Source organism: Flavobacterium gelidicaeli (assembly GCF_013294005.1).
Lineage (GTDB): Bacteria > Bacteroidota > Bacteroidia > Flavobacteriales > Flavobacteriaceae > Flavobacterium.
In genome coordinates this window covers 160,294-186,940 of record NZ_JABSNK010000002.1, presented here as the reverse complement: position 1 = coordinate 186,940, position 26,647 = coordinate 160,294, and the positions used below count along the sequence as shown (strand labels likewise).

The following is a 26,647-nucleotide window of genomic DNA, read 5'->3' as shown; positions in this document are numbered from 1 at the left end:
TCCTTCCATTTTTTATTTTATATAAAGATGAAAAAGTTTCTTTTAATTTCCATCCTTACTTTTAGTATTGGAGCAGTATCAGCCCAAAGTTCAACATATTGGCAGCAGCATGTTGATTATAAAATGGAGGTAACAATGGATGTGAAAAACAACCAATACAAAGGGAAGCAAGAATTAATTTACACTAATAATTCTTCGGATACGTTAACCAAAGTGTATTATCATTTGTTCAACAATGCTTTTCAACCGGGCAGCGAAATGGATGCTAGATTACACAGCATCAAAGATCCTGACGGAAGAATGGTGACTAAAACTAAGGTAGACGGTCAAGATGTAAAAGTGAGCCGTATTGAAAGTTTGAAGTCTGATGAAATAGGGTATTTAAAAATCACTAATTTCAAACAAGATGGTACTGATGCTGTTGCAAAAACTGTAGGAACTATTCTTGAAGTTACTTTAGCTAGCCCAATGTTACCCAACACAAAATCAACTTTTACTTTAGATTTTGACGGACAAGTTCCAGTACAAATTCGTCGTTCTGGACGAAATAATTCTGAAGGTGTTGCATTATCAATGGCACAATGGTATCCAAAGTTAGCCGAATTTGATTTTGAAGGTTGGCATACTGATCCTTACATCGCAAGAGAATTTCATGGTGTTTGGGGAGATTTTGATGTAACCATCAATATTGATGCAGCCTACACTTTGGGTGGATCAGGGTATTTACAAAATCAAAACGAAGTAGGGCACGGATATGAAGATGCTGGCGTTGTCATAAAATCGCCAAAAAAAGGAAAAACATTAAGTTGGCATTTTGTAGCTCCGATGGTTCATGATTTTACTTGGGCTGCTGATAAAGACTATATTCACGATGTTGTACAAGGACCTAATGATGTGGCATTACACTTTTTGTACAAAAACAATCCTAAAACAGCCGAAAATTGGAAAAAACTAGAGCCAATGATGGTGAAAGTAATGGATTTTTATAATAAAAACATTGGAAATTATCCATACAAACAATACTCTTTTATTCAAGGTGGTGATGGCGGAATGGAATATGCAATGTGCACATTAATGTTAGGTAACGGAACACTTGAAGGAATTTACGGCACAGCAACACATGAGCTGGGACACGCGTGGTTCCAACATGTTTTAGCTTCAAACGAATCAAAACATCCTTGGATGGATGAAGGTTTTACAACTTACATTGGAGATTTAGCGACAAACGAATTATCTGATAAAAAAGTAGTGAATCCTTTTGAAGGGAATTATAGAGCATACTATTATTTAGTTAATTCGGGTAAGGAACAACCACAAAGTACGCATGGTGATCGTTATGATGAAAACAGGCCGTACAGTATTTCATCTTACGTAAAAGGAAGCATCTTTCTATCGCAATTGCGTTATGTTATTGGCGATGATAAATTAGCGGAAACCATCAAAAGATACTACCACGATTTTAAATTTAAACACCCTACGCCTAATGATATCAAGAGAAGTGCAGAACGCGTTTCGGGAGCAAATTTAGATTGGTATTTAATGGATTGGACTGAGACGACAAACACGATTGATTATGCCATCAAAGCAGTTACCGAAAATGGAGATCAAACCACAGTAAGTCTAGAAAGAATAGGTAGAATGCCAATGCCTATTGATTTGTTAGTAGAGTACACTGACGGAACTTCTGAAAGTTTTTATGTGCCCTTACGCATGATGAATTATGAAAAAGCAAATCCTAATCCATCCGTAAAAAGAACCGTATTAAATGACTGGACTTGGGCTGCCTCTAACTATGATTTTACAATTGCTAAGACAAAAGTTACAATCAAGAAAATCACCATCGACCCTAGCGGATTAATGGCTGATGTGAAGCAAGAGAATAATGTTTACAAACAATAAGGAATTACACAATATTTAATTCGGGTTTATGAATATTAATTATAATGAAGTTGATAAAACGATTGAGATTAAAGATGGGTTAAAAAGTCATCTTTTTCTAATGAAATTATTGATGATTGTTACGTTAACTAATTCGGTTCTAAATTTGTACGATCTAAATACTGAAAATTTTGGTTTTGTTACCATTTTGTTGTTGGTTTTAGGAATTGTCTCAATTATTTTCCTATATCAATTTATTGTTAAGAGATCAGGTTCAGAGAAAATACCTATCGATCAAATTAAAGGATTGAATGAACGGGTTTTTTCAGGTAGAAAAAAATATTTTATCACACTGAAAAACGGAAAAACACGTGATTTATTAGCAGTAAAATCAGAATCAGACCGGAAACAATTGGATAAAATGTTCAAGAAAAACGGGATTCTAGTTTAAAAGTAATAAGGTCGTAAACAATATGTTTGCGACCTTTTTTTATGATACAAAATCAAGGCATTGCAATCTACAAGAGGAAACACTAAATTTGTAATAAACGATTTTAGAAAAACATTATGAAACCAACTATAACTATTATTGGAGCAGGAATATCAGGACTTTCTGCAGCATTACATTTACATCGTCAAGGTTTTGCTATAAAAATTATAGAAGCCAGCGACAGAGTAGGTGGAAGAATCAAGACGGATGTAATTGCTGGTTTTAGATTAGATCGTGGTTTTCAAGTGTTGCTGACTGCTTATCCAGAAGCAAAAAAACTGCTTGATTATGATGCCTTGCGACTTAAAACTTTTTTACCAGGAGCAACCGTATTGTATGACGGGGGACAATTTGAAATTGCCGATCCATTTAGAAGACCGGCTGCTTTGTTAGCAACTGCTTTTGCTCCCGTAGGTTCGCTCAAAGACAAGTTCAATACTTTTATTTTAAAGAATAAATTAATTGGGAAATCAATCGAAGGAATCTTTTTGCAGGAGCAAAAGTCAAGTTTAGCACAATTGAAAGACTATGGTTTTAGCACCAAGATGATTAATCGATTTTTCAAACCTTTTTTCTCAGGTATTTTTCTCGAAAATAATTTGTCAACCTCAAATAGGATGTTTGATTTTGTGATGAAAATGTTTTCCGAAGGTGATGCCGCAGTTCCTGAATTAGGTATGGAAGAAATTCCAAAACAATTAGCTAGTCAATTGCCCGAAGGTTGTTTTGTATTTAATACGAAAGTGATTGATATAAAAGAGAATACTATTTACACAAGCTCAGGTGCTGAAATACAATCAGACATTATTATTATTGCTACCGAAGCTACTGAGTTGATTTCAAAATTTAAAAGCAGTGTAGAAACCAAACACCATTCGGTTACCAATGTCTATTTTCAGGCAAACAAGGCACCTTCGGACAAAGCAGTTGTTATTTTGAATGCTTCAGAAAAGGAAAAAATAGTTGCTAATTTAACCGTTATGACCAATGTAAGTAAAGCGTATGCTCCCGCTGGAAAAGTCTTGATTTCGGTTTCTTGCAATGGTATTCTGGACTATACTGATCAAGAGTTGGTACAAAAAATTAAAAGCGAATTGCAACCGTGGTTCGGAAACCAAGTGGAAGATTGGTCACATCTCAAAACTTATAAAGTAAATTATGCCTTGCCTAATCTAACTGTTCTCAAAGATGATTTGACAATTGACGATATGAAAATCAACGATAATTTATACTGTTGTGGAGATCATTTATTGAATGGTTCGATAAATGCAGCTATGAAATCAGGACGTTTGGTGGCTAATTTGATCATTGGGGAATACTAAATAAAATAAAATGTTTTGGAGTGAGATTCTGAATTAGACTTTGCATTGAAATAATCAACCAATAAAACTCGCTATATTGATAATATCAAGGAAGTAATTATTCGACTAACCAACACCTGAATTACCTCCCAAAATCATCTTGCAGTCTAATAATATCCTCTTCATCTGAGGGGTTATTTGGGTCAGTATGTTGCCATATCTCTGCTACAACTCCCCAAGAATCTAGTCCAATTAATCGATGTCTTTCTCCTTTATCCATTTGTATAAATGCACCTGAACTAAGCTCTTTAATCTCGCCTTCTTCATCAGTCAAGCTTGTTTTTACTCCTGCTTTTCCTCCAATGATTTTCCAAATTTCAGATCTTCTAAAATGATATTGCCAAGACAATCTTTTATTTGGCGCTACTACTAATATTTTTGGACTCAGTTTATTGGTGATTTGTATTTCTGACATTTCAAGATTCGGAAAAAATAATTTTGCAAAAGCACTCGCTTGATCTTCTTCTATTACAAAAAATCCTCCCCAAGGCCTTGTCATGTCTTGTTGAACAATCGTGAAATTTTCTGATTTTATAATGGCAGCAACCTTTTCAAAGATTGCGTTTTTATCCATAGTACCGTCTAAGTTGAAATTCATTTTAGTTGTATTTTAAATTTTAGTATGCTCTTTTATTAGTCGATATCCTAATGCAGTTAAGTGTGTCGCGGCATTTTGCATGGCATCCTCCGTGGTCACTCCCGTTTCCATAATAGAATGAATACTGCTAGGATGTAGATTTTCTTGGATAAGTTTTTCATCTTTTACAATTCCTGATATAATTGAAAAGGGAATTTTATTTTTAATTGCTCGTTCGCTAATTCCTTTGATTACTTTGCCTTCAATTGTTTGTTTGTCAACAGAACCTTCTCCCGTAATAATTAAGTCGATCGTGTCTTTTAATAGCGCATCAAAACCGGTTTGTTCCATTACAAAATCAATTCCGGATTTTATTTTGGCATCCAAAAAACAAACTGCTCCTGCGCCTAAACCACCAGCAGCTCCTGCACCTTCAATTGTTGCAACTGATTTGTTGAGGTGTTTTAGAACTTGATCGCTAAAATGTTGAAGTCCCCTATCTAATAATTGAATCTCTTCTTCTGATGCACCTTTTTGACTCCCGTAAACATAAGCAGCACCATTTTTTCCGAACAATGGGTTTTTGACATCACATACTACGGTGCAGTTGATTTCTTTTGGATCAAATAATAAATGACTGTTCGCAATTGTATCAATATGCAATAGCTCCTTGCCAATTGGATTTATGAGTTCTTTTTTTGAATTATAAAGCTGATAACCCAAAGCGGCTGCCATCCCTATTCCTGCGTCATTTGTTGCGCTTCCGCCAATGAATAATACGATGTTTTTATATCCTTTTTGAATGGCATCAAGGATGAGTTGTCCTGTGCCATAAGTAGAAGTGTAGTAGCAGTTTTTTTCATTTTCTTCTAATAGCTGTAGTCCGGAAGCATTTGCCATTTCAATATAAGCAGTCTTTGCAGATACTTTATAAGTAGCTTGAATTTTCTTAAACAAAGGATTCATTACCAATACGGAAATGGTTTCTAGTTTGAAATAATTCTGCAATATATCTAAGGTTCCTTCACCACCGTCAGCAAGCGGATGTTTTAAGGTTTCAATTAACGGATTCGCTTTTTTAATCCCGTCTTCAATGGCGTTACAAACTTCCATGGCAGACAAAGAACCTTTGAATTTATCTGGTGCGATTAAAACTCTCATTTTGTAATTTTTTAATTCGTGTATGTAGCAGCAACTGAGATTAAAAAAAGCAGCACAATTCGTTTCCTCCTCATGCCGCCACATTAACCAACTTAATGCTTTATATTGATTGAATTACTTTAATCTCAATCTATTTTATCGATGACAAAATATCAGGTAGTGCAAATGATAAAGCAAGAATTGCAATGAAGAATGCAACTAATATTAAAATATCTTTAGTGAATATGTCTTCTTTACGTACAGTAAATATAATATTTGTATCCGCGTTTTTTTCTGTTTTGTAGATGGCACTTGTTACCAAAGCCAAAAAGAAAGTGATAACAAAACCAGTCAGGTTAAACCAAATCCAGAAAATATCATCAAAAAAGTATTTGATTGTAACGTTGATCAAAACACCTCCAACGATTCCCACATTCATTCCAATGTAATTGACTCTTTTTACTAAAATAGCAATAATAAAAGTAGCCAAAATAGGTCCGTAAAATTGTGACGAAATCATATTAATCAATTCGATCACTGTACCTCCATTATTCCCAAAAAGATAGGCAGAAGCAATACAAACAAAGCCCCAAAACACAATAGCTATTTTAGAGAATTTCATGTATTTAACTTGACTAAGTTTTTTCTTACCTCTGTTAAAAAGATCTTCTACCGTTACCGCTCCTAGAGAATGAATCGTAGCACTCACTGAGGACATGGCAGCTGATAAAATCCCAACAATCAAAATCCCAATCAAACCATGTGGTAAATATTTCATGATAAACACCGGCAACATTAAATCTGGTTTGATTCCGTTTTTTAAGAACTCCTCTGGGTAATGCTTTTGCGTAACCGCAGCAATTTCGCTCATGAAATCAGGTGTTAAATGTACTAATGCCCCAATGATTAATCCCATGATACAATAAGTCAACACCACTGGAAAACGCAATAATCCATTAGTCAGTAATATTTTCTTTGACGAATTTTCATCCTTTGCAGATATTAATCGTTGTGCCTGAGTTTGGTCTGTTCCATAATAAGACATGTATAAAAACAAACCTCCTAGAACCATTGGCAAAAGCCCATAAGTTCCTCCATCAAATCCTAGATTAGGAATGTCAATAACTTGCAATCTTTCACTATCAAAACCTGTGAAATTTGGGTTTGCTTTTAATAAATCCCACCCAAAATAAATACAAATAAGCAATCCGCCAAAAAGGATTACCATTTGAATGGCATCACCCCAAACGACTGCTTTCATACCACCCATATAAGAATAGACGATTGTAATAATAGTAATTAAAATAATGGTATAATGAAAACTAATATTCAATACCGATTGCAAAATAATGGCAATGGTATACACTCCTACACCTGTTGATAAAGACCTACTTATTTGAAAAACGACACTTAGGATAATACGAGTAGAGGTAGAGAATCGTCTTTCGACAAATTCATAAATACTCACAATATTAGCACGGTAAAGTGGTGGAAGAATGATCAATATGATACCAATCATGGCCAATGGCACAGCCAACTCAAAGGTCAACCATTTCATTCCGCCTCCTTGCGCTAAACCAACAAACGCTGGAGCAGAAATAAAACTAATTGCTGAAAGCTGTGTTGCCATTGCTGATAAACTCAACGGAAACCATCCCATGCTTTTTCCTCCAAGGAAATAATCCTTGGCATCTTTGTTTTCTTTGAATAAAAACCCTAATCCTAAAAAAGCAATTAAGTAAACAATAATAACAGTGTAGTCTAGCCAGTTCATAATGATTGTTTTTTAATTAATTATTCAACATGTCCAAAAACAAGGCAGCGCTCCAAGAGAAATTTCCGCCTCCGTATCCTTTTGCTCCTTCTACATATTCTGATTTTCTAGCATCAAAATATTCATAGAAGCCTACTTTTGTTAGTATTTCGATACTATCCGCTTTTACTCTAGCGGCAATTTCATCATAGCCGTAATCCTTTAAACCATTATATAAAATCCAGTTTAAGTTAATCCAAACAGGTCCTCTCCAATATTTTTTTGGATTGAAACGCTCACTTGTTGGGTCGAATGAAGCACATAAGTACATATCGTCACCACCAAATTTAGTCATCATCGTATTAATTATTGTCGCCGCTTGTTCCTTACTTGGAATTCCCGCAAACAAAGGCGAAAATGACGACGAACTCACAAAACGGATCGGTTTTTCGTTTCTTAAATCATAATGAATATAAGCACCTAATTCATCATCGTATAGTTTCTCATTAAAAGCACGAATACTTTTTTCTTGCCATTTTTTAAGTTGTGCAACTTTATCCTCGTTACCGCCTATTAATTGGTACAAGTTAATCAATGAATCATTTGATTTAATCAACATCGAATTAAACAAAGGATCTTGAACTAAAAACGGAGATAGCTCAGCTATTTTTGCATCATCATAATTATGTTCTTTTGCAATTTCGATAATGTGCAAATAATGATCGTATTCTCTTTTTGAAGGTCTTTGTGATGCATCAACATGAGTAGTATCTCTACGTTCAAAAGTATATTCTGGTGGGTTCATAGTCAGCCAAATGTCATCCCATATAGGAGAGTTATCTGTTCCTGATTCCCAGTTGTGGTAGATGTACACTAAACCTTCGTTTTGAGGATCTCTTTTGGTATAAAAATAATGATGATTGTCGTAAACTTTATCAATATTTTCTTTGATGAAGCTCAATACATCTGCTTTGTCTGTCCCAATTTCATACATTTTTTCTAATGTAAAACCTAAAACGGGTGGCTGTGTCATTCCTGTCGAAGGGTATGCGTCATTGGACTCAGGATGTAATTTTGATAAATGAAAATCACGTCCTGGAAAATAACTATCTGTTTCAACATGAAAAACAATATGCGGAATAAATCCGTTTCCCCATTGTGCATTCAAGAGTGTTTGCATTTCCTTTTTGGCTTTTTCCATATCATAATGCGCAAAACCAATGGCTATAAAACCAGAATCCCATTTCCACTGGAAAGGATATAACCCTTTGCAAGGAATTGAATATCCTTTTTCTTGAAAATTATCGGTTAAAATGTTTTTGGCCTCTTTAATTAAATCCTTATCCATGCTATTATATATTTTGAAAAAGAGATCTTGATTATTTTTATCAAGATCTCTTAAGGTTTTTATTTAAAAATTAAATGTAAAGTTTACTAATGCTGTTCTAGGAATAATAGGTCTTCCTACAAAGAATTGCTCGTCTGTTTGGTTATCACCTAATCTTGGAGAGCCTTCAGTAATTCCAGCAGAATTAAATAAGTTGAACGATTGAGCTCCTATTCTAAGTGTTTCATTATCCTTGCCAATGCTGAACGTATAACCAACACTTAAATCAACAATTCCGAAACCATCAAGTTTAACCGTATTTGCGTCATTTGTAAATTTATCTCCAGCATAGTTGAAGTCAAAATTTGCATCAAAGTTTGATTTGTCATAAGACAATCCTAGTTTTGTCATTACATTAGGTTGTCTAGCTAATTTGTTCCCTACAAAAGTTGGGTTGTTTTCAGACTTAGTTAATTCATGCTTTTGGTATGTAAACGTTCCGTTGAATGCAAAACCGTCTATAAATTTCCAATTCCAAGTAGTTTCAATACCATATGATCTTGTATCTTGCAAGTCCACTTTTTCAATAAATCCTCCAGCGCCATCATTTAAAAATGCAATATTTCTTCTATCTGATAGATTAAGAGAGAAAAGCGCTGCAGTTCCAGAAAAATTTCCTTTACCATATTTGACTCCTGCTTCACCTTGAATGATATTCTCTGGAGAATAAGTTGAATGACCTCCAGCAGCATTTATTTTTACTGAACGCAGTTCTGGGAAGAAATAGCCTTTAGAAAAGTTACCATACACGCTTGTGCTAGTATTTATTTTGTATAAAGCTGCCAATGAAATTGCGTAGGCATCTGTAGAAACATTTGCAGTTTCATAAGCTCCAGTTCCCCATTTTATAGTAGCAATTTTAGAGTTGCCTGCGAAAGTGCTCATTGCAAAATCAGCTGTTTTTTCATTTGCAATGGTACCCGAAGCAGTTTCATGTCTGATACCAATATCAAAATTCCATTTGTCTAATTTGATTTGATCTGTTAAGAAGAAAGCCAATTTATTACTTGTAACATTCTTGTTAGAATATCCAGCTCCTCTATTAGTTACGCCATCTACAGTATAACCAGAAAGGTTAACTAAACCTGGGCGATTGCTATACTCACTTAAATAAGCTGTCGTTATATTCATATCTCCTGCAGATGCTCTTGACATAAATGCTCCTGCAGTTAAAGTATGTACTCCCATTTTATTGATCAATTTAATTTCAGAAACTAATTCATCTAATGGACGTACTCTGTCTAATATTCTGTTTTCGAATAAAAGGGCATCTGCTGGCAATGACGCTCCGTTTAAAGTTGTAAAATCACCAGTCGTTAATCCTCTAGCATTTAAATATTCTTGCTGTGTTTCAACTACTTTAGGTCCAGTTAATCCGCTACCATCAAGAAATAAGTTAAATTGGTGTTTATAATTAGATTTTCTAATTTTAGCATCAATAGAGAAATTATCTGAAAAGTCATGAACAAAATTGGTCATAAAATACCCTCCTTTTGTGGCAACACCATCTTTTATATTAGTTTTGAAAATGCCATCAGGAGTTGCGTAAGAGATATTTGAAGCTGCAGCAGTTTGTAAAGTCAAGATTTCATTACCATCATTACCAATAGGTCTTTCTCTACTTCCTCCTTGTAACGGGTAAGGCAAAAAGAACTGTACTTTATCATCTATTACTTGTCCGGAAAATGTAATTGTACTTTTTTCAGTTACTTTTTTTATGTTTCCACGAATTTGATACCCTTCTGTTGGTAAGCCAGTTTTAATAGGTCCTTCATCATAACGATAAAATCCTGTTAACGCATAGAATAAGTTAGAATCTTTTCCTCCTAATTGACCACTTGTTAAGAAATCTGCTTTATATCTAGAGTTAGTTCCAACTTCTGTTTTTAAAATGTTCTTTGGTGTTACTGAACCTGTTTCGCTTGTATAGTTAATAATACCTGCTACAGAGCCTGCACCATAAAGTACTGATGAACCACCTCGAATAAATTCTAGACTTTTCATTCCAATATCTGTTCTAAAATAAACATCATGAGCAGATGAATTCAGTCCAAAAGTTGATAATACAGGCATTCCATCAATTTGGATTGGGTTAAACTGAAATTGTCCTCCAGAAGGTAAACCTCTAACAAATACATTAGAACCTACCTCACCACCTCCGTTTTCTGTAGTAATACCAGGTACACTTCTTAAGATGTTTGCTTGACTACTCGTATTTAATTTTGTTAAATCTTTAGCACTAAAAGAAGTAACTGAGACTGGTGTTTCTTTTTGTGAACGTTTAACTGAAGTTCCTGTTAAAACTACTTCGTCTAATGTTTCGATGCTTTCTTTTAAAATAAAATCTACTGTCACATCTCCATTAAAATTAACCGTTTTAGTTTGGCCAAAATACCCAATGTAGGCTATTTTTATTTTTTGCTCACCTGTTAATTTAGAAGGGAATGAATAATTTCCTTCCATATCTGTCGTTGTTCCTTCTAAAGCGCCCACGACCAATACATTGGCCATAGGGATAGGATTGTTTTTTTCATCCTTTACCGTTCCTTTAACGGTTGTTTGAGAGTAGGAAACTGTTCCTATTATCAACAAGAATATTTTTAGATATTTCTTCATTTTGGTTAGAATTAAATTAATTTTGGTTTGATATTTAGGCTAAGTTATATCACATTCAATGTTTTAGATACTGAAAATTCATTAAAAACTAATGCAAACGTTTGCGGAAACGTTTGCGATTAAATTAAAATTAGTACTTTTACTATTATATCCGTAAAAAATGCGCAAAAAAAATATTGTTACTCTAAAAAAAATGGCTTTTGAATTAGGATTATCTATTTCAACGGTTTCTCGTGCACTAAATGACCATGTTGATATCAGCAATGAGACAAAAGAGAAGGTAAAAGCGCACGCAATCAAAGTTAAGTATGCTCCCAACTTGTTTGCGAAAGGTTTTCGATCCCATAAATCAAATATAATTGGTGTTATTATTCCTAACATCGAGCATCAATTCACGGCAACACTCTTAAAAGGAATTATTTATAATGCTGACTTAAATGGGTACAAGGTTATTATATGTGAATCCTTTAATAATGAACAAAAACAAGCGGAACTGCTAGAAACGATGGTGCAATTTGGCGTTGACGGAGTTCTATTGTCCTTAGTAAAAAAAAATACTGATGTTGATGATATTTTGCAGATGATGCAGCATATTCCGTTAATATTATTTGATAGAGTATCGGCAAAAGTACCTTGTACGCAAATTGTTATTGATGACGAAGAAGCCGCCTTTAAAGCGGTGGACCATTTAATTAATATTGGTAAAAAAAGAATTGCCATTATTAAGGAAACCGAAAGTTCTATTCTGTCCGAAAAGCGATTTGCAGGATATCTGAAGGCTTTAAAAAAGCATCAAATAGAACTAGATGAAAGTTTAATTATGAGTTGCGACAGTGTCACTATCGAAGAAGGTAAAAAACTTGCGAAAGTGTTAGTAGGGTTACAGCACAAGCCCGACGGAATATTTGCTATCACTGATGAAGCGGGAATAGGTGCGATGCAAGTATTAAAGAAAAACAAAATAAAAATCCCAGAGGACATTGCAGTTGTGGGATTTAGTAATTCGGTTTATTCCACAATAATAAGTCCTAAGCTGACAACGATCGATCAACCTGGAAATAGGATTGGAGAAGTAGCTATCAAATATTTAATAGATGAAATAAATAGCGATACCGTTATCAACTACAAAACAATTGAAATAAAAACAAACCTTATCGTTCGTGGATCTACTTTTAAATCTCCTAAACGAAAATTAAAATAAAAAAGTAGTAAGGTAATGTGGTTAAAAGTCGCATTTTTTAAAAAAGGAATCCCTACAAATAAAACAAAGCTATAAGATTGTTTTATTTGTATCTTTTGTTGTATTTTTAAATAAAAAATGTCCACTAAATATAAAGCAAAAATAACAGATCATGCTTATTTTATAACTAAAGGATTAATATCGTTCTGCTAGAAATTATGCAGCTTTAGACAATGACTTCGACGTTGTAGTACTGGATTTGTTTTAGATTTTTGATGAACTGTGTGGACACGGAATGTAATTCCGCGCTATCGTTTGTGTGACATATCCGCGCTATCGGGTTAGCTAATGATAGTTTTTATAATGGACCATCAAACTGCAAATAATCAAGAAAAGAATATTTTTTATTTTAATAGTATGTATTTCATTTTCCATATTTGGGCAATCTAGAAATAGCGATTTTTTCAACTTTTATAAAGGCGGAAGTAAGTATAAGAAACCCGTGAAATATGTACTTTTTGATAGTTCTACGGGAGATGTTAAAAAGGAAGTTGATAATAAAACTTATTTTTATATGGGAGGAGAAACATTTATTTTTGATTCTAGAATCGATAAATTAGATTCCTGTATTACTGATCAAACAAAATTCACAATAAGTAAATCAAAGGACTTACAAGAAAAAGCATATCAGTTTTATAAGGAAAAAAAGCAAATAGAGGAAAGGAAAATGAAGTTAAAAAATCCAATACTGTATCCGGTAACTGATTTTAGTGCATACTTTAAAATTTATGTATTAGAAAAAACTAATAAAAATACGCTGCTAAAGCATGAAGTTTATTGGATATATTCTACTTTTTAAGAGAGAAAAATAGTACTATGTTTTGTCATAGTTAATTAAAAAACAATTTTTTAGGAATCCCTAAAAATAAATGCCGCAAAACCTAAATTTTGCGGCATTTTGTATTTTAAATACTTTTACTCAAATTCTCTAGCATATCTTTAGTCATCGATTCGAGATCAAATTGATGTTTCCATCCCCAGTCTGCTCGAGCGTTACTGTCATCGATGCTTGCAGGCCAGCTGTCAGCAATTTTTTGACGAAAGTCTGGCTCATAAGTAATTGTAAAGTCAGGTATGTGTTTTTTAATTTCTGCAGCGATTTCTGTCGGTGTAAAACTCATTGCAGCCAGATTGTATGACGAGTGAATTTTGATTTCTTCAATTGGTGCTTCCATAATTTTTATCGTTGCAGCAATAGCATCATCCATGTACATCATAGGCATTTTAGTCTCTGATGATAAGAAACACTCATACGTTTTATCGGCCAAAGCCTTGTGATAAATATCTACCGCATAATCTGTAGTCCCACCACCAGGAGGAGATGACCAGCTAATTAAGCCAGGATAACGGATGCTTCTTACATCCACGCCAAAGATATTATGGTAGTATTCGCACCATCTTTCTCCTGCTTGTTTGCTAATTCCGTAAACGGTAGACGGTTCCATGATGGTATATTGTTGGGTATTTTCTTTAGGTGTAGTAGGGCCAAAAACAGCAATACTTGACGGCCAGAATATTTTTTTTATTTTTCCGGCTTTCGCCAAATTTAAAACGTGAAACAGCGAATTCATATTCAAATCCCATGCAAAAGCAGGATTCTTCTCAGCAGTTGCCGAAAGTAGCGCCGCCATTAAGTAGACATCAGTAATTTGATGAACTTCTACTAAATGTTCGATTTGATTAAAATCTAAAGCATTTATTACTTCAAACGGACCTGAATTAACCACGTCAATATTTAATTTACGAATGTCAGATGCAATCACATTTTCGGTTCCGTGTATTTCCCTGAGCGAGCGAGTTAATTCGGTTCCTATTTGTCCGCATGCCCCAATAATTAATATTTTTGTACTCATAATAAATAGAATTTAAAAAGCAAAGGTAACGTTTTCGTAAATAATTCATAAGAGTGATTAACGGTTTATTAATAGTTAATTCAAAGCCTTAAAAGGAGTGTTTAATAATTATTATTTTGGCATTTATGCTAATAAAAATGTACCAAATACAAATGAATGGTAATTTGAATTTTCAAATCTTTATTTATAAATTACTTTGTAACTTTGTAGTTCAATGTGATCTCTATGAAATTTAAAATAATATATACTTTTTTACTGCTCGTTTTATTTGCTTCCTGCAAAGATGATAGCCAAAAAAGGCTTGCTGAGAATGAAAAAGAATTAAAAAAGAAAGAACTGCTGTTCTCAAATATCAATAAAGGATGGGTTTTTTACGATACACCTATCAATAAAACTGCTGAGGAAAGTGTAGGAGATTGGACAGAATTACGTAGTTTACTAAATGAACTAAGTCTAAAGCCTAAGAAAACTATTGGCGCTTTTCAGCAAAAAGCTGCGGCACTATCTAAAAAAGCAATTGCCCTAAATGTCAATATACCCGAGCAATTCAACCAGCCACAAATTAAGAGTCGCATTGCAACTTTGATTACAAAAATTAGGTTATTGGATTTATACATTCATTTAGATAATATTGCTGATGATAAAGTAGTCAAAGTAATCCCTGAAATAAACAATGAGTTGGCTTCTTTGCAGAGACAAATGGATAAAATTGTGGTAAAAAGCAAAATTCCAGTTGAAGAAGGCGAATCAGAATTAAAGAAAATGATGGATGTGTCACGCGCAATTCCTAATGATCCAATAGATCCAAATTTACCTAGAGTTGAGTAAAAAAGTTTTATATAATACCTACGATAAATCGCCAAAAACGTTGCAAATTGCAGCGCAGTTAAATGAAAATACTGGCGTAAAAATGCACCTTAGCGGTTTGTTAGGGTCCGCAACTTCATATGTAATACACGCTTTATTTACTAAAGCCGAAAATCCTTTTCTAATTGTTTTAAACAATAAGGAGGAAGCCGCTTATTATTTGAACGATTTAGAGCAAATGATAGGCGATAAAGATGTATTGTTTTATCCCGGTTCTTACCGCCGTCCGTACCAAATTGAAGATACGGACAATGCCAATGTTTTATTGCGTGCTGAGGTGCTTAATCGCATTAATTCTCGTAAAAAACCTGCAGTAATTGTTACTTATCCTGAAGCACTTTTTGAAAAAGTAGTTACCCGCAAAGATTTAGAGAAAAATACGCTTAAGGTCGCTACAGGCGATAAGATTTCGATTGATTTTATCAATGAAGTGTTATTCGAATATGAATTTAAAAGAGTCGATTTTATCACTGAACCTGGAGAGTTTTCTGTTCGTGGAGGAATTGTGGATGTGTTTTCATTTTCGAATGATAATCCGTACCGAATAGAGTTTTTTGGTAACGAAGTAGATAGTATTCGAAGTTTTGATGTAGCGACACAGTTGTCGATCCAAATTCAGAAAAAAATCACGATTATTCCTAATGTAGAAAATAAAGTTTTTCAAGAAAATAGAGAAAGTTTCTTGGATTATATCTCTGAGAAAACAGTTCTTTTTATCCAAAACACTGAGGATTTATTAGGACAATTAGACAAACATTTTGCTAAAGCCGAAGAAGCTTTTGAAAAATTATCTAAAGAGATCAAACACGCATCCCCAGAACAGCTTTTTCTTAACCAGCCTGCTTTTATAAAGCGAGCCGTAGATTTTTCGGTGGTTGAATTTGGCTCGAAAGCGATTTTTAGAACTACAAAAAAATTCGAATATCATATTCAGCCGCAACCGTCTTTCAATAAACAATTTGACTTGTTATTGAATAATTTGAATGAAAATCACTTTAATGGTTTTAATAATTATTTGTTCTGTTCGAATGAAGCTCAGGCCAAAAGATTTCATGATATTTTTGAAACTTTAGACGAAGCTAATTCTGAAAATATACGAAAACAATATCATACCGTTGTAATGCCTTTGTATCAAGGATTTATTGATTCAGAAAGTCAAATTACTTGTTACACGGATCACCAAATTTTTGAGCGTTACCATAAATTCAATATTAAAAACGGGTATTCTAAGAAACAGAATATCACTTTAAAGGAATTAACAACTTTGTCAGTGGGGGATTATGTGACGCATATTGACCACGGAATTGGTCGTTTTGGAGGTTTACAGAAAATAGATGTTGAAGGTAAAACTCAAGAAACTATTAAACTTGTTTATGCTGATAATGATATTGTGTATGTGAGTATTCACTCGCTACATAAAATTTCTAAATACACTGGTAAAGACGGCACACCACCCAAGATTTATAAATTAGGCTCAGCTGCTTGGAAAACTTTAAAACAAAAAACCAAAGCTAGAGTTAAGAATGTGGCATTCAATTTAATTCAGCTTTACGCCAAAAGACGATTGGATAAAGGCTTTCAATTTGCGCCAGATAGTTATTTACAAAACGAGTTGGAAAGTTCGTTTATCTACGAAGATACCCCTGATCAAACCAAGTCTACCGCTGAGGTAAAAGCGGATATGGAAAGTGATCGTCCAATGGATCGATTGGTTTGTGGAGATGTAGGTTTTGGAAAAACTGAGGTGGCTATTCGTGCTGCTTTTAAAGCGGTAGATAACAGTAAACAAGTGGCCATTTTAGTACCAACTACAATTTTAGCATACCAACATTATAGAACTTTTACAGAACGTTTAAAAGACATGCCAGTTTCTATTGGGTATTTAAACCGTTTTAGAACTGCCAAACAAAAAGCAGAAACACTTAAATTATTAGCCGAAGGAAAATTAGATATCGTTATTGGGACGCATCAATTGGTAAACAAAAATGTCGTTTTTAAAGATTTAGGTTTGCTAATTGTAGATGAGGAACAAAAATTTGGTGTCAACGTAAAAGACAAATTAAAAACAATAGCTGCTAATGTGGATACGTTGACGTTAACAGCAACACCTATACCAAGAACGTTGCAGTTTTCCTTAATGGCAGCGCGCGATTTGTCAGTAATTACAACTCCGCCACCCAACCGTTATCCTATTGAGACCAATGTGGTAGGTTTTAGTGAAGAGATGATTCGGGATGCTATTTCGTATGAAATTCAGCGTAACGGACAAGTTTTCTTTATCAATAACAGAATAGAAAACATCAAGGAAGTAGCAGGAATGATTCAGCGATTGGTGCCAAATGCAAGAGTGGGAATTGGCCACGGCCAAATGGAAGGTAAAAAGTTAGAAGAATTGATGTTGGCTTTCATGAACGGAGAATTTGATGTTCTGGTAGCGACAACAATCATCGAAAGTGGGCTAGATGTTCCTAATGCGAATACCATTTTTATCAATAACGCCAATAATTTTGGATTGTCTGATTTGCATCAAATGCGTGGACGTGTAGGGCGTAGCAATAAAAAAGCATTTTGTTATTTCATTTGTCCACCGTACTCTGCAATGACTGATGATGCTAGAAAACGTATTCAAGCGTTAGAACAATTTAGCGAACTAGGAAGCGGTTTTAATATTGCCATGAAGGATTTAGAGATTCGTGGTGCAGGAGATTTATTAGGTGGTGAACAGTCTGGTTTTATTAACGAGATTGGATTTGATACCTATCAAAAAATTCTAAATGAAGCCATTGAAGAATTAAAAGAAAATGAGTTCAAGGATTTATATCCTACAGAGAATGATATTGAGACCAAGGAATATGTAAAAGACCTTCAAATTGATACTGACTTTGAGCTATTATTTTCAGATGAGTACATTAATAATATTAGTGAGCGATTGAACTTGTATAATGAGTTAGGATCGATTAAAAACGAAGAAGATTTAAAAGCGTTCCAAGTAAAATTGATTGATAGATTTGGAGCTATGCCGCCACGAGCGATTGCTTTAATGAATAGCATTCGAATAAAATGGATTGCTAGCCGTGTTGGGATTGAAAAGTTAGTGATGAAACAAGGTAAGATGATTTGCTATTTTGTATCTGATCAACAATCAGCTTATTATCAATCAAAACGTTTTAGAGCAGTGTTAGAGTTTGTGCAAAAACACACTGATATTTGTAAAATGAAAGAAAAACAAACTCCAAATGGTCTTCGTTTGCTATTGACTTTTGAGAATGTAAAATCAACTCGAAGAGCGCTAGAGTTGATGGAAATGTTAAGAGGAAATCAAGATTAATATAGTTTCAATATATAATTAAAAAAAGGGGTACAGTTTTTAGACTACACCCCTTTTTTTAATTACTTACATTAACAAGAAAAAATTATTCTAATTTTAAATATAACAATCCTTTTTTTCCGGAAATTATTATTTTATTTTTTGAAAATGATATGTCATTAATTACTGCGCCTAGTGGAAGTTCTAATTCTAAATTCCAAGTCACACCCGCATCTGCAGTAACAAATAATTTGTTTTCCGATTGTATGTACCATGTAGTGGTAGATCTTAAAAAAATAGCTTCAGCATTATTTTTAATAACTTTCCAGGTCTTTAATTGGTCATTTGATTCAACGAGTTTTTTGTCTATTACATTGATGGAATAAATTTTGTTTATATCAAAAAATTTAAAATTAGAGGAGATATTGATTTCTCTATTGGAAATAGTATCCTTTACAGCCCAGTCACTATATCCAGTTTCCGATTCCATTACCACATTTTTTACCACATTGGTTCCATATGTTTTTGTGTCATATATGAGCCCTAATTGATAGTATTTATTATCAGAAACAGATTTACTGAAGCTTGTAGCACTATACCTAACGTTAGTAGAATTAAGATTGGTCCTTGTGGCCCATGTTGGCGGATTATTTTTTATCACTGTTTGCCCATTGTTGGCTGTGTAAATTTGGCTTCCTATCAAAGTGTATACAATTGAACTGTTAGCATCTAGATTGGCAATTCTTAGGCCGTTAATTTCAGGACTAAATGCACGTTCAATAACTATGTCATTTTGATTTTCAAAACCATTATTGGTATAAAAAGCAGCAATGGAGTTCGTCCGAACACCGATTTTTTCGTTAAACATTTTGAAAGCACCGTAACTTCCTGCGTTAGAAATTAGTGTCTCTTTATACCCAGAATTCGATGGAAGTATTTTTTTACATTGACCGTTAAATGTATTTGCTGCAGGATTATCATCTACAAAGGAGAAAAAGGTTTTACTGTCGTCAAATAAAGACGAATTAATAACATCGCGATCGCCAAAAATTTCTAGTTTATTCCACCCCTTTGACAAGGTGTAGAAATTAATTATCTGGCTACTTACCTGATTTATTTGAATTTTTAAGGTATTGTTACCAGTTTTTTGATTTTCAGGAAGTATTATTTGAATGAATGTATTTAAAAGTTGCTTTGGCGCTACTTCAATATCATTAATAAAAATTTTAGTAGGAAAGTCTTTATTTGCAAAATTTGTTCCTCCAATCTCTAGAGTTTCTCCAGCGTACAAAAAGTCTGAGGTTAATGAGGTTATTGTAATAGGGGATAATTTTATTTGAGGCTCTTGATCGTCCTTTATTGGATCTTCGGTTGAACAGGAAATAAATAATCCAACTACTACCAATAAACTCAGAAATACTGTTTTTTTCATAAGATAAAAATGTTGTTAATTTTTGGCAAAGTAACAATATTTTATAATAACAATGAAGGAATGAGTGAATTAACCATTTTAAATGGTTGTTTTAATTTGAGCAAATAAGTAATCAAATATAATCCAAACTTTATTCACCTATTGCAGTAAGAATTATTTACTTAATAACAGTTATAAATTTGATTTCTTATTTTCTTTCTATGGAAAAAAACAATAAATATCTTAATTCTTCAAATCTTTAATTACTTTAAAAGCCACATCTACTTGTTGTTCACTAACTAAAATAGTAAATTCATTTGATGTAGAAATCACCTCATTAATGATAATCCCTTCCCAAGCTAAACGCTGAAAAATAAAATAGTAAATTCCTGGAACAGCAATATTTTCTTTTGGTAGTTTTACGGTAATCGAAGCAAGGTTCTCAAGTCTTTGTATTAATTTTTCGCTTACAAAATGTTTGTCTACTAATTCTTCAACACTATTACTAATTACAATATTGATTTCGTTCACTCCTCTTGATGACGTATAAAAAACATCAGGAAGTGCATTAATATCTGAAATTAAGTCGGCTTGTTTATTTAAAACAGTTTCTGATACTGCAAATGTATAGTCTGTCAATGCAGAACGAACCGTGATTTCACCAATGTTTTTGATAACCTTATTTATTTTATGATTTAGTCGAAAATCAAGTTCTTCGGTTAATCGTTTTAACGACATTACAATTGCACCTTGTTTGACCTCTTTACCAAATTCACTTTCTAATTCAGACATGATATTCCTAGAAAGCGAAGTCAAATTAATAATTCCTAATGATAAAGCGTTTAGTAAAAAGGGCTTTGTTTTAATATAATTTTCTACAATTGAAGAAACAGTTTTCATAATCGATAAGGTGTTTTAAATTTAGTTGCTGTAGTTAACTTAGTTCAAGTTGTGTTAAAAACTGCTGCAAATATAAATAAAAAACATTTTGTTACAAATATAACATTAATAAAAAACACTAAAAGTGATAAAAAGCATCTATAAGGTGCTCAATTACAAAAGATTTGTCTTCTTTTTGTGCTGACTGTGATTTTTTAGGCTCGTTATTTATGGCTATAATGTCAAAGCGAACTTCGATATCAAGATTTTTTTTGTTGACATAAGCATCGACGGCTTTTACTAGAAGTTGTATTTTTTTTGGACTTACAAAATCCTGCGGAAGTCCAAACGCGATTGAAGAACGCGTTTTGACTTCTACTATGGCAAGTATATTTTCTTTTTTGGCAATAATGTCAATTTCAGCTTTTTGAAAAGTCCAATTTGTATCTAGAATTTCATAGCCTTCTTTTTGTAAAAAAGCGACAGCCATTTCTTCTCCTAATTTCCCTAGATCATTGTGTGCTGCCATTGTAATTGTGTTATTTAATTACTCAAAATTCACGGTGCTGGTTTTGTCAGTAACTTCCATCGTAACGGTGCTTCCTAATATAAGTGCTCGATTGTCTCTAATATGTCCAGCAGGAAAGTTATAAATTACTGGTATGTTATATCTTTTAGTAACGTCTTCAATAATAGCGACAGCATCTTTTCCCCAAGGGATATCATTATCTTTCATTTTGGTCATAGAACCTACAATAATTCCTTTAACGCTTTCTAAACAACCATTTCGTTTTAGATTCATCATCATTCGATCAATATGGTAGAGATATTCGTCTAAATCTTCCATAAATAAGATCTTGTCTTTACAGTCAATTGCTGATGGTGAACCTAATAGGCTATATAAAATAGATAAATTACCGCCTACGATTTCTCCTGTAGCTGTACCCATTCTATTCATTTTGTCTGACGGAATGCTGTAGCTTAATTTTTCTCCAAATAAAGACAATCGCAAACTTTCAATAGCATCCGGAGTTGCTCTAGGTACTGTGATAGGCATAACGGCGTGAATAGATTTGTAGCCCATAGTGTTTAAATGATTGTGCAATACAGTAATATCACTAAAACCAACCACCCATTTAGGATGCTGTTTGAACTTAGTGAAATCTAATAGATCAACCATTCTTACTGTACCATAGCCACCTTTAACACACCATATTGCCTTAATATTAGGATTGTCTAATTGGTTTTGGAAATCGGCTGCTCTTTGTTCATCAGTACCTGCTAATTGGTTGTTGTCTAAACCTATTGTTGTCCCTATAACTACTTCTAGACCCCAACTATGTGCTAAATCAATAGCAGGTTGTAAATTATTATCAAGGCTTTTTCTGGCAGTTGCAAGTAGTGCTATAGTATCTCCTTTTTGTAAAGTAGGTGGTGTTATCATGTAATTTTGAGCTTGGCTGGTGAAAGATTGTAAAATAAAAAATAAAAATAGGAATTTAAAGAATTCAAAATTACTATTTAACGACCAAATTTTTTTGCTATGCATTTTTTTGTTTTTCTTGAAAATGATTTAATAATGTCGCTTTTAAGTACACATTCAAACAAAGATAGGAATTACGAAACAAATAGAAAGCCAAAGTAAAAAGCAAGTTTTTTAATTAAAGTAGGTTAAATCTAACTAGTATTTGTAAATTGTAAGCCCTTCTAAATGTTGTATATGAGATTTTTACGTTTTTTCATGTTGTTTTCATTGCTTTTTTTTGTTTCTAAATTGTTAGGTCAGCAAAAAAGTTATTCCATTCATACCGTAGCCTTTTATAACCTCGAAAACCTTTTTGATACCATTAATAATCCCGCTATAAATGATGATGAGTGGACTCCTGCAGGTAGTAGACACTGGAATTCTAGCAAATACCATAAAAAACTTAAAAATTTAAGTAGGGTAATGCTTGAAATAGGTTCTTTAGATAATAAAAATGCGCCTACACTTATAGGATGCTGCGAAATTGAAAATCGTGGCGTTCTCGAGGATTTGCTTAAAGAACCAAATTTAATTGATGTTGACTATGGTGTTATCCATTTTGACTCTCCTGATAAACGCGGAATAGACGTAGCGCTTTTGTATCAAAAAAAATATTTCCGACCTACGAGTTACGCTAATATTCCACTTTATGTATATAAAAAAGATCCAGCTACGATAAAAGATAAAGCAGCAGCGGATAGTACATATTCGAATCGGGTGTTTACTCGTGATCAACTTTTAATTACTGGATTTCTAGAGGGCGAAGAAATTAACATAATTGTCAATCATTGGCCTTCGCGCTCTGGTGGTGAAAAAAAATCGAGTCCGTTTAGAGAGGCAGCAGGTGCTTTAAATCGTAAAATAATCGATTCATTGCAAAGAATAAATCCGTTTGCAAAGGTAATTACTATGGGGGATTTAAATGACGGACCTACAAATAAGAGTGTAAAGAAAGCAGTAGGTGCTAAAGGTAAAAAGAGTGCGGTAAACCAAGCCGGAATCTACAACCCTTTCGAAACTATGGCAAAAAGAGGGCTTGGAACAATTGCATATCGTGATTCTTGGGATATTTTTGACCAAATCATGATTTCGAAAGCATTTATAGATAATGATTTTTCTAATTATCAATATTGGAAGGCAGGAATTTATAACAAGCCATTCTTGATTCAAAATTCAGGAAGATACAAAGGTTATCCAAAAAGAAATTCTAATAGCGAAGTAGGGTTTAGCGACCACTTTCCAGTTTATATTTATCTCATTAAAGAAATACATTAAATGTAAAACGTAAAGACTTTGAGGATTTCTTAACGCTTGTAGCGCCTAGTTTTTGCTATCTTAGCAATCAATAACTCAATACTGAAAATATGGCAATAGCAAAACCCTTCAATCTTACAAAATGGATTGATGAAAATAGGCACTTATTAAAACCGCCAGTAGGAAATAAAAATTTATACCATGACTCTGGAGATTATATCGTTATGATTGTCGCAGGTCCAAACGCTCGTAAAGACTATCACTACAACGAAACCGAAGAGTTGTTTTATCAACTAGAAGGTTCTATAAAAGTCATTATTCAAGAAGATGGTGAGCGCAAAGTAATGGAACTAAATGCTGGTGATATGTACTTGCATCCAGCAAATATTCCGCATTCTCCAGTACGTTCAGAGGGTTCCATAGGTTTGGTAATTGAGCGCAAACGCGTAGGTAAAGGATTTACTGATGGCTTGCTATGGCATTGCGACAATTGCAATCACAAACTCTATGAAGTTAAATTTGAACTGCACGATATAGAAAAGGATTTCTTGCCTCATTTTGAGCATTTTTACAATTCTGAAGAATTAAGAACGTGCGATAATTGTGGTGCCGTTATGGAAGCTGATCCCCGATTCATAGATAAGAAATAATTGCTTCAATTGTCTATACTCATCATCTATTATTATTTTACCGTTTAAAGAAAGTTATAAATGACATGCTATTTCTAGGGCATCAGAGCAAGGTTGAAAACCAATATAGAGCTCATTTGCTATAAATATCAGCTGTTTTAGCTCTAATATAATTTCTCATTTAGGGTTCATAATTTTAAAGTAGTTTTTTGTTTAGTACACCTTTAAACAATATCTTTACATAAAAATATAACAATTTAAACCAAAAAAGTTACAATGATAACAATAGCAAATCAATTTGGAATGAAAGAAGCTTTAACTCAATTGGGTATAAAGGAAATAAATGAAGGAACTTCAACAGGATTAAATAATTTTTCAAATGGAGCAATCTTAGAAAGTTTTTCGCCTGTAGATGGTCAATTGATAGCGAAAGTTAAAACCTCTACCGCTGCAGATTATGAAAAAGTAATGGAGTCAGCAACTGTGGCTTTCAAAACTTTCAGATTAATGCCAGCGCCACAACGTGGAGAAATTGTACGTCAGTTTGGAGAGAAATTGCGTGAAAAGAAAGAAGCATTAGGTAAACTAGTTTCTTATGAAATGGGTAAGTCATTACAAGAAGGTTATGGTGAAGTACAGGAAATGATTGATATCTGTGATTTTGCAGTAGGTCTTTCTCGTCAATTACACGGTTTAACAATGCACTCTGAGCGTCCGCAACATAGAATGTATGAGCAGTACCACCCTCTTGGAGTTGTTGGAATTATCTCAGCGTTTAATTTTCCAGTAGCAGTTTGGGCTTGGAACACTGCATTAGCATGGATTGCTGGTGATGTTTGCGTTTGGAAACCATCAGAGAAAACACCACTATGTGGAATTGCTTGTCAAAACATAATTGCTGAGGTAATAAAAGAAAATAACCTTCCAGAAGGAATTTCTTGTTTAATAAACGGAGATTACAAGGTAGGAGAGATGATGACTAATGACAAACGCGTACCTTTAATTTCAGCAACGGGTTCTACTCGAATGGGGAAAATCGTTGCGCAAACAGTAGCAGGTCGTTTGGGAAGATCATTATTGGAGTTAGGAGGGAACAATGCAATCATCGTTACACCAGATGCTGATATTAAAATGACGGTTATTGGTGCTGTTTTTGGTGCGGTAGGAACTGCTGGTCAAAGATGTACTTCTACGCGTCGCTTAATTATTCATGAAAGTATTTATGATACGGTAAAAGATGCTGTTGTGGCTGCTTACAAGCAATTGAGCATTGGGAATCCATTAGACGAAAACAATCACGTAGGGCCGCTGATCGATACGCATGCTGTAGAAATGTACAATAGAGCGTTAACTAAAGTAGTAGAGCAAGGTGGTAAAATTCTTGTTGAAGGTGGTGTTCTTTCTGGAGAAGGCTATGAAAGTGGGTGTTATGTGAAACCTGCAATTGCAGAAGCTGATAATTCATTTGAAATCGTACAACATGAAACGTTTGCTCCAGTATTGTATTTATTAAAATATTCTGGAACAGTAGAAAATGCACTTGATGTTCAAAACGGAGTAGCGCAAGGATTGTCATCTGCGATTATGACAAACAACTTGAGAGAAGCAGAGCATTTCTTATCTGTAGCTGGATCTGATTGCGGAATTGCAAATGTAAACATCGGAACTTCAGGTGCTGAAATTGGTGGTGCTTTTGGAGGAGAAAAAGAAACCGGTGGAGGTAGAGAATCAGGTTCTGATGCTTGGAAGGTATACATGCGTCGTCAAACCAATACAATCAATTACGGAACCTCATTGCCATTAGCGCAAGGAATAAAGTTTGATTTGTAATCAAAATATAAGATAACAAAAAAGGCAATTTGAATTTTCAAATTGCCTTTTTTTATTTATAAAAACGACTTCTTTTAAAGATTGAAAGAAGCACCAATATTAACAGTAAATTGATTGTTTAAGTTGCGTCCAATATCTGTACTGTTTACGTCATATTTAGCAATTGGAACTCCGGCTTCTCCAAATAACCCAAAACCATCAGTAAAGAAATAACGGAAACCTAAATGTGCTCCAAAATTTTTCAAACCTAAGTCTAAACCAGGGTAAACATCCATTTTAGGATCTAATTGCAATACACTTCCTAGGTTAGCATTAAAACGTGCTTTAATATCTATACGATTTCCAAATGATGGAGTAGAAGAGTAAGCAGTTCCACTAATTGGATCTACATATTTAGCATCATCAACAGATAATAAATAATTTGTAGTAAGTCCTAATGACATGTTTTCTCCAATACCATAATCATAAGATAAAAAAACACCTGTTCCGCCATTTTGAATATTGAAACCAACTTGACCTTTGATATCTCCTTTTCCGTCAAACGCTTGTGCGTTAATAAATCCTGCGCTACATAACAATAGTAACGTGATTAGCTTTTTCATAATTGTTTCTTTTTAGTAAGAATAAGGGCAAAAATAATCTTTTAAATT

The 26,647-nt window shown here is 33.7% G+C and carries 21 protein-coding genes; 10 read left to right on the top strand and 11 right to left on the bottom strand.

Annotation, left to right across the window (positions count from 1 at the left end):
• Nucleotides 1-27 precede the first annotated feature (27 nt).
• The 3 genes from HNP99_RS03515 (at nt 28) to HNP99_RS03505 (ending at nt 3,690) form a co-directional block, all read left to right on the top strand.
• On the top strand, nt 28-1,899 hold the full coding sequence (locus tag HNP99_RS03515; RefSeq protein WP_173851352.1) for a M1 family metallopeptidase: 1,872 nt from the start codon (nt 28-30) through the stop codon (nt 1,897-1,899).
• Between the two features lie 28 nt (nt 1,900-1,927).
• The gene (locus HNP99_RS03510) at nt 1,928-2,329 is read left to right on the top strand and encodes a hypothetical protein (protein ID WP_173851350.1); all 402 of its coding nucleotides are present in this window, start codon (nt 1,928-1,930) and stop codon (nt 2,327-2,329) included.
• A gap of 116 nt (nt 2,330-2,445) precedes the next feature.
• A complete protein-coding gene (locus HNP99_RS03505) occupies nt 2,446-3,690 on the top strand; it encodes a protoporphyrinogen/coproporphyrinogen oxidase (RefSeq protein ID WP_173851348.1) in 1,245 nt (414 codons plus the stop codon).
• A gap of 121 nt (nt 3,691-3,811) precedes the next feature.
• On the opposite strand, the gene HNP99_RS03500 is transcribed toward HNP99_RS03505, so the two are convergent.
• The 5 genes from HNP99_RS03500 to HNP99_RS03480 form a co-directional block, all read right to left on the bottom strand.
• A complete protein-coding gene (locus tag HNP99_RS03500) occupies nt 3,812-4,327 on the bottom strand; it encodes a cupin domain-containing protein (protein WP_254596814.1) in 516 nt (171 codons plus the stop codon).
• Nucleotides 4,328-4,339: 12 nt separating this feature from the next.
• Complete coding sequence (locus HNP99_RS03495) at nt 4,340-5,467, bottom strand: glycerate kinase (protein ID WP_173851346.1); 1,128 nt, start codon at nt 5,465-5,467, stop codon at nt 4,340-4,342.
• A gap of 130 nt (nt 5,468-5,597) precedes the next feature.
• Nucleotides 5,598-7,220: a sodium:solute symporter family transporter gene (locus HNP99_RS03490; RefSeq protein ID WP_173851344.1), complete on the bottom strand. Its 1,623-nt coding sequence runs from the start codon at nt 7,218-7,220 to the stop codon at nt 5,598-5,600.
• A gap of 16 nt (nt 7,221-7,236) precedes the next feature.
• Entirely contained in the window at nt 7,237-8,547 is a 1,311-nt protein-coding gene (locus tag HNP99_RS03485; RefSeq protein WP_173851343.1) for an amylo-alpha-1,6-glucosidase, read from the bottom strand.
• A gap of 63 nt (nt 8,548-8,610) precedes the next feature.
• Nucleotides 8,611-11,202, bottom strand: coding sequence for a TonB-dependent receptor (locus HNP99_RS03480; RefSeq protein ID WP_173851341.1), 2,592 nt, complete (start codon nt 11,200-11,202; stop codon nt 8,611-8,613).
• Nucleotides 11,203-11,362: 160 nt separating this feature from the next.
• On the opposite strand from HNP99_RS03480, the gene HNP99_RS03475 reads away from it, so the two are divergent.
• Nucleotides 11,363-12,403 (top strand): LacI family DNA-binding transcriptional regulator, encoded by a 1,041-nt coding sequence (locus tag HNP99_RS03475; RefSeq protein WP_173851339.1) that lies wholly within the window; start codon nt 11,363-11,365, stop codon nt 12,401-12,403.
• Between the two features lie 481 nt (nt 12,404-12,884).
• Nucleotides 12,885-13,241, top strand: a complete 357-nt coding sequence (locus tag HNP99_RS03470; protein ID WP_173851337.1) for a hypothetical protein — start codon at nt 12,885-12,887, stop codon at nt 13,239-13,241.
• Nucleotides 13,242-13,347: 106 nt separating this feature from the next.
• Here HNP99_RS03470 and HNP99_RS03465 read toward each other — a convergent pair whose 3' ends face one another.
• Entirely contained in the window at nt 13,348-14,295 is a 948-nt protein-coding gene (locus HNP99_RS03465; protein WP_173851335.1) for an L-threonine 3-dehydrogenase, read from the bottom strand.
• A 225-nt stretch (nt 14,296-14,520) separates the two neighbouring features.
• Here HNP99_RS03465 and HNP99_RS03460 point away from each other — a divergent pair, with 225 nt between their 5' ends.
• Complete coding sequence (locus HNP99_RS03460) at nt 14,521-15,123, top strand: hypothetical protein (protein ID WP_173851333.1); 603 nt, start codon at nt 14,521-14,523, stop codon at nt 15,121-15,123.
• Nucleotides 15,116-18,490 carry a transcription-repair coupling factor gene (gene mfd, locus HNP99_RS03455; protein WP_173851331.1) on the top strand — a complete coding sequence of 1,125 codons (3,375 nt, stop codon included), beginning with the start codon at nt 15,116-15,118 and terminating at the stop codon, nt 18,488-18,490. The genes HNP99_RS03460 and mfd overlap by 8 nt, the downstream gene beginning before the upstream one ends.
• 85 nt (nt 18,491-18,575) lie before the next feature.
• On the opposite strand, the gene HNP99_RS03450 is transcribed toward mfd, so the two are convergent.
• The 4 genes from HNP99_RS03450 to HNP99_RS03435 all read right to left on the bottom strand — a co-directional run bounded on the left by HNP99_RS03450 (nt 18,576) and on the right by HNP99_RS03435 (nt 22,308).
• Nucleotides 18,576-19,901 carry a beta propeller repeat protein gene (locus tag HNP99_RS03450; RefSeq protein WP_173851329.1) on the bottom strand — a complete coding sequence of 442 codons (1,326 nt, stop codon included), beginning with the start codon at nt 19,899-19,901 and terminating at the stop codon, nt 18,576-18,578.
• A gap of 222 nt (nt 19,902-20,123) precedes the next feature.
• Entirely contained in the window at nt 20,124-20,780 is a 657-nt protein-coding gene (locus tag HNP99_RS03445) for an aspartate kinase (RefSeq protein ID WP_173851327.1), read from the bottom strand.
• Between the two features lie 118 nt (nt 20,781-20,898).
• Nucleotides 20,899-21,288 (bottom strand): YraN family protein, encoded by a 390-nt coding sequence (locus HNP99_RS03440; protein WP_173851325.1) that lies wholly within the window; start codon nt 21,286-21,288, stop codon nt 20,899-20,901.
• Nucleotides 21,289-21,306: 18 nt separating this feature from the next.
• Complete coding sequence (locus HNP99_RS03435; RefSeq protein WP_173851323.1) at nt 21,307-22,308, bottom strand: S66 peptidase family protein; 1,002 nt, start codon at nt 22,306-22,308, stop codon at nt 21,307-21,309.
• 171 nt (nt 22,309-22,479) lie between these two features.
• Between HNP99_RS03435 and HNP99_RS03430 the strand changes: the two genes are divergently transcribed.
• The 3 genes from HNP99_RS03430 (at nt 22,480) to amaB (ending at nt 25,997) form a co-directional block, all read left to right on the top strand.
• Nucleotides 22,480-23,559: an endonuclease/exonuclease/phosphatase family protein gene (locus HNP99_RS03430; protein ID WP_173851321.1), complete on the top strand. Its 1,080-nt coding sequence runs from the start codon at nt 22,480-22,482 to the stop codon at nt 23,557-23,559.
• 89 nt (nt 23,560-23,648) lie between these two features.
• Nucleotides 23,649-24,188, top strand: coding sequence for a 3-hydroxyanthranilate 3,4-dioxygenase (locus HNP99_RS03425; RefSeq protein WP_173851319.1), 540 nt, complete (start codon nt 23,649-23,651; stop codon nt 24,186-24,188).
• A gap of 255 nt (nt 24,189-24,443) precedes the next feature.
• Complete coding sequence (gene amaB / locus HNP99_RS03420; RefSeq protein ID WP_173851317.1) at nt 24,444-25,997, top strand: L-piperidine-6-carboxylate dehydrogenase; 1,554 nt, start codon at nt 24,444-24,446, stop codon at nt 25,995-25,997.
• 74 nt (nt 25,998-26,071) lie between these two features.
• Here the strand turns inward: amaB and HNP99_RS03415 are convergent, their stop codons facing one another.
• Nucleotides 26,072-26,599 (bottom strand): DUF6646 family protein, encoded by a 528-nt coding sequence (locus HNP99_RS03415; protein WP_173851314.1) that lies wholly within the window; start codon nt 26,597-26,599, stop codon nt 26,072-26,074.
• Nucleotides 26,600-26,647 lie beyond the last annotated feature (48 nt).

Excerpts from the sequence above, each read along its gene's own strand:
- HNP99_RS03485 (WP_173851343.1), bottom strand. The coding sequence starts at position 8,547 with ATGGATAAGGATTTAATTAAAGAGGCCAAAAACATTTTAACCGATAAT.
- HNP99_RS03460 (WP_173851333.1), top strand. The coding sequence starts at position 14,521 with ATGAAATTTAAAATAATATATACTTTTTTACTGCTCGTTTTATTTGCT.
- HNP99_RS03475 (WP_173851339.1), top strand. The coding sequence starts at position 11,363 with ATGCGCAAAAAAAATATTGTTACTCTAAAAAAAATGGCTTTTGAATTA.
- HNP99_RS03510 (WP_173851350.1), top strand. The coding sequence starts at position 1,928 with ATGAATATTAATTATAATGAAGTTGATAAAACGATTGAGATTAAAGAT.
- HNP99_RS03495 (WP_173851346.1), bottom strand. The coding sequence starts at position 5,467 with ATGAGAGTTTTAATCGCACCAGATAAATTCAAAGGTTCTTTGTCTGCC.
- HNP99_RS03425 (WP_173851319.1), top strand. The coding sequence starts at position 23,649 with ATGGCAATAGCAAAACCCTTCAATCTTACAAAATGGATTGATGAAAAT.
- HNP99_RS03435 (WP_173851323.1), bottom strand. The coding sequence starts at position 22,308 with ATGCATAGCAAAAAAATTTGGTCGTTAAATAGTAATTTTGAATTCTTT.
- HNP99_RS03440 (WP_173851325.1), bottom strand. The coding sequence starts at position 21,288 with ATGGCAGCACACAATGATCTAGGGAAATTAGGAGAAGAAATGGCTGTC.
- HNP99_RS03445 (WP_173851327.1), bottom strand. The coding sequence starts at position 20,780 with ATGAAAACTGTTTCTTCAATTGTAGAAAATTATATTAAAACAAAGCCC.
- HNP99_RS03505 (WP_173851348.1), top strand. The coding sequence starts at position 2,446 with ATGAAACCAACTATAACTATTATTGGAGCAGGAATATCAGGACTTTCT.
- HNP99_RS03415 (WP_173851314.1), bottom strand. The coding sequence starts at position 26,599 with ATGAAAAAGCTAATCACGTTACTATTGTTATGTAGCGCAGGATTTATT.
- HNP99_RS03480 (WP_173851341.1), bottom strand. The coding sequence starts at position 11,202 with ATGAAGAAATATCTAAAAATATTCTTGTTGATAATAGGAACAGTTTCC.
- HNP99_RS03430 (WP_173851321.1), top strand. The coding sequence starts at position 22,480 with ATGAGATTTTTACGTTTTTTCATGTTGTTTTCATTGCTTTTTTTTGTT.
- HNP99_RS03465 (WP_173851335.1), bottom strand. The coding sequence starts at position 14,295 with ATGAGTACAAAAATATTAATTATTGGGGCATGCGGACAAATAGGAACC.
- HNP99_RS03515 (WP_173851352.1), top strand. The coding sequence starts at position 28 with ATGAAAAAGTTTCTTTTAATTTCCATCCTTACTTTTAGTATTGGAGCA.
- HNP99_RS03500 (WP_254596814.1), bottom strand. The coding sequence starts at position 4,327 with ATGAATTTCAACTTAGACGGTACTATGGATAAAAACGCAATCTTTGAA.
- HNP99_RS03490 (WP_173851344.1), bottom strand. The coding sequence starts at position 7,220 with ATGAACTGGCTAGACTACACTGTTATTATTGTTTACTTAATTGCTTTT.
- HNP99_RS03450 (WP_173851329.1), bottom strand. The coding sequence starts at position 19,901 with ATGAAAAAAACAGTATTTCTGAGTTTATTGGTAGTAGTTGGATTATTT.
- amaB (WP_173851317.1), top strand. The coding sequence starts at position 24,444 with ATGATAACAATAGCAAATCAATTTGGAATGAAAGAAGCTTTAACTCAA.